This window comes from Ruminococcus sp. OM06-36AC (assembly GCF_003438725.1).
GTDB classification, from domain to species: Bacteria; Bacillota; Clostridia; order Oscillospirales; family Ruminococcaceae; genus Ruminococcus_C; species Ruminococcus_C callidus.
In genome coordinates this window covers 1-3,298 of the sequence record NZ_QSTT01000052.1, presented here as the reverse complement: position 1 = coordinate 3,298, position 3,298 = coordinate 1, and the positions used below count along the sequence as shown (strand labels likewise).

Sequence of the window (3,298 nt, the reverse complement as noted above, 5' to 3'; positions counted from 1 at the left end):
GATGACAGCGACTGGTACAGTGCTGAGGTTTATGTTCGTGGTACAAACCTGCTGGCGAAATTCAGCAAGCAGAGCGGCAATGTCAAGACGGATTATCAGTATTATACGCAGAATGCGCATGGCGATGTTGTTGATCTGACGGATGAAGATGGTGCAGTTACAAAATCGTATACTTATGATGCATTTGGCGTAGAGGTTGATCCTAATTCTGGAGATGTAAATGCATTCCGATTCTGCGGAGAGTATTTCGATACAGAAACCGGAACGATCTACCTCAGAGCGAGATACTATCAGGCGTCTATTGGACGGTTTATTTCGAGAGATTCCTATAAAGGTAAAAATACAGATCCGCTTAGTTTAAATTTGTATACATACTGTTATAATAACCCAATTATTTATACAGATCCAAGTGGACATAAGATCTCGGATCTACTTAAACCTATTTTTCCTTCACCGACGCCGACACCGAAAATAATTGATCCCAATTGTGTAAAGGATGTTTATCAAAAAGTAGTAAGACCTACGTGGGAAAAAGCTGAGCCATATGTTAAATCTACTGTCGGGAAAATTATGACAAGCCAAAAACAGGATGTTGATAAAATACAAAACTGGATGACAAAGCATAGTTTTACTTATTCTAAAGGCGGTGTTGCAAATATTAGCCTAGGCAACCTAGGGATTTCTGGATCGTTTTCTAGGACAATTGATTCTCAAGGAAACATTGCAAGGCAATGTACACTTTCAGGATCGGCAGGGGTTTCTGGAGATGCTGGATCTTTTTCAGGTTTCTCTTTAGGAAGTTTTCGTTCAATATCAAATGCACCCTCCTACAAAAATCTTGAAGAATTTGGATTTAGTATAGGCGGTTCTTATCTTGCACCATTACCGAATTGTCCTGTACTTGGAATTGGTGGTGGAAAAGATATTGATATTATACCAAGTGATAAATATCCCTATATTGGAATTACAAGTTCAACATTAATAGGGACACCCGGTTTCGAGGGACATGGAAGTATGGGATTTACAGTGACCACGGATTCTTATAATATTTTTGATGAATATAATGAGTTTTATGAAAGTGTGATGACGTGGGTAAACAATTGATCGCAGTAGCATTAATAGGATTCTTTTTCAATGTGATGATGTGCTCTCCTCTTGTCGCAAATGCCTCTTCGGAAGAAAACGAGTGGCATACGAATTATGTTTACGAACTGGAGGAAATTCCCTTAAGTGAAGTAAGTGATTCCTATATCCAATCCGTACATATTTCTCATGAAGCAGCAGATCGTAAAAATATTCTATCTTATGATGTTTCTTCTGATGGCAGTATTATAGTTACATTAAAAGAGAATACGATTCATGTTTACAATTCAGATCTTTCATTGCGTTATCGTATAGACACTACTTACAATGCAACAATAATTGGGTTCTGGCAGGAAGATGAAGTGATTGTGAAATTTAATCGTGGAAATACTGCTCTTGGTTTAGATGAATATGGTTCAATTGTTTCTGCATATTATTTTGAATATTCGGTCAATAATGCCATTGTCGAAGCACGACTTGAGAAAGAAAGAGAAGAGTCCATTGGTGACTATACCTATTGCTTAGAGAAAAAAACGATGCTAACAAGGATGGACTCGCAAGGTGATGAAGAAGTTGTGTATAAAAACAATCATGCTGCCCGGAATGTTTTGTTATTTTTGTTGAGCGTTGTTACATTCTTATCTATAATGGCGATTATTATTGTTGTAAAAGTCATTCTTCCAACAAAAAGAAGATTAAAGAATATGAATCAAAATTTTTAATGACTTTATATATTTTTTTACTGCTACACTGCAATCGTCTTTAATGTTGATAAATTGGAAACAAAAATCTTTATCAAGTGACAAAAAGGAATTGAAACCCATGAAAGAAGAAAGACATCTAATCACAAAAATCATAACCCAAGACTTCGGAATCTCCATGCACCTGAAAGGCGGTCACTACATCGAAGAAGCTGTCATTTTGGCACTTCAAGATTCAAGCATTTTTGTAATGCAGATGTATCAAACCATAGCAGAAAAGCACAACAAAAGTGCTGCCAGTATCGAACACACCATACGTTATGCCATTGAAATCACCTATGACAAAAACAAATTGAATCACTTTTTTCCTCTGTCTTTCGGGTGCCCTTCCAATTCTGAGGTGCCGCTGAAATTGTCAAGAAAATACGATTGATCAGTAAGAAGTGTACTTCCTTTAAAATTCAACCACCTAAAAAAGGGCAGTTCTGTCCGGCAAACAGCTGGGCAGGACTGCCCTTTCTATTTTTTCAAGCAGCATACAATCCGGCGAAATGACCGGTTTTGTATGCTGCTTTTTTGTTGCTGTGCCTAAGAAATAAAAGTACACAGAATATTTACAAATAAATTTTCCGATTTTGTTCTGCCTGATTCGTCTTAGTAGTTTAAAAGGGGGTGATATACACACTACCTGCAAAACTGCATAAGAAGGGAGGAATCAACAGATTGACTCCCTTTATCGATAAAAGCTGCAGAATAAAAATCTTTGACTGCTTTGTGAAAATTGTAATGCGAAATGAATATCGAGATGCAGCGGCAGAAAAAAAGAGAATCCAAAACCGTGAGGCGAAACCAGACCTAATGAATGTTCCGGAAATAGAAGATGTGTATCCGTCAGAGCATTTCATTTTGGATAACGAGAAGTATCCGTGTTTGATTGCCAGCGACTGGCTTTATGATGCTATGTTGGAACTTCCAAAAGCACAGAGAGAAACGTTGATTTTGGAGTTCTGGTATGGATATGGCGATCAGGAAATCGCAGCGTACTTTCACGTCACGCCTCGCACCATTTACAACTGGAGACAAAAAGCATTTACAGCAATCCGCAAGTATTATGAAAGGAATGGCGATGAAAGAAAATGACCTTACATATGAATTGATCTGTGCCGCAGTAAATGGGGAGAAAACTGCTTTGGAAGAAATTCTCCGCTTTTATGACGATTACATCAATGCATTGGCAACGGTAAAAGGGGAGGATGCACAAGGGAAAACATATCGATATATTGACGAAGATCTAAAAGCCCGAATACAATTGAAGCTGATAAAAGCAATTCCTAAATGGAGAGGAACAAAAAAATGATAGAAACAGATTTATTTGAATTTGCCTATGTGCCGGATTGGTACGGGCAGTTAGAACAATTGGCAGAAATGGCGTTGCCGGAAGCATGGCGATTCCGAAAGCCGCAGACCGAATGTAAAAATACAGATACGCCGATTTTGGAACGGTATCTCCATAT

General features: G+C 38.0%; 5 protein-coding genes. All 5 read left to right on the top strand.

What is annotated here, in order from left to right:
- Positions 1–1,104 (top strand): RHS repeat-associated core domain-containing protein (locus DXB92_RS12985; RefSeq protein ID WP_147330079.1); only part of this gene is annotated, 1,104 nt, incomplete at its 5' end.
- Complete coding sequence (locus DXB92_RS12980; protein ID WP_117734200.1) at positions 1,089–1,805, top strand: hypothetical protein; 717 nt, start codon at positions 1,089–1,091, stop codon at positions 1,803–1,805. The genes DXB92_RS12985 and DXB92_RS12980, both read left to right, overlap by 16 nt.
- Positions 1,806–1,905: 100 nt before the next feature.
- A complete protein-coding gene (locus DXB92_RS12975; RefSeq protein WP_181977089.1) occupies positions 1,906–2,217 on the top strand; it encodes a sporulation initiation factor Spo0A C-terminal domain-containing protein in 312 nt (103 codons plus the stop codon).
- 290 nt (positions 2,218–2,507) lie between these two features.
- Positions 2,508–2,924, top strand: coding sequence for a sigma factor-like helix-turn-helix DNA-binding protein (locus DXB92_RS12970; protein WP_046437771.1), 417 nt, complete (start codon positions 2,508–2,510; stop codon positions 2,922–2,924).
- The gene (locus DXB92_RS12965; RefSeq protein ID WP_187118457.1) at positions 2,911–3,141 is read left to right on the top strand and encodes a helix-turn-helix domain-containing protein; all 231 of its coding nucleotides are present in this window, start codon (positions 2,911–2,913) and stop codon (positions 3,139–3,141) included. Before DXB92_RS12970 ends, DXB92_RS12965 begins: the two co-directional genes overlap by 14 nt.
- Positions 3,142–3,298: the final 157 nt, after the last annotated feature.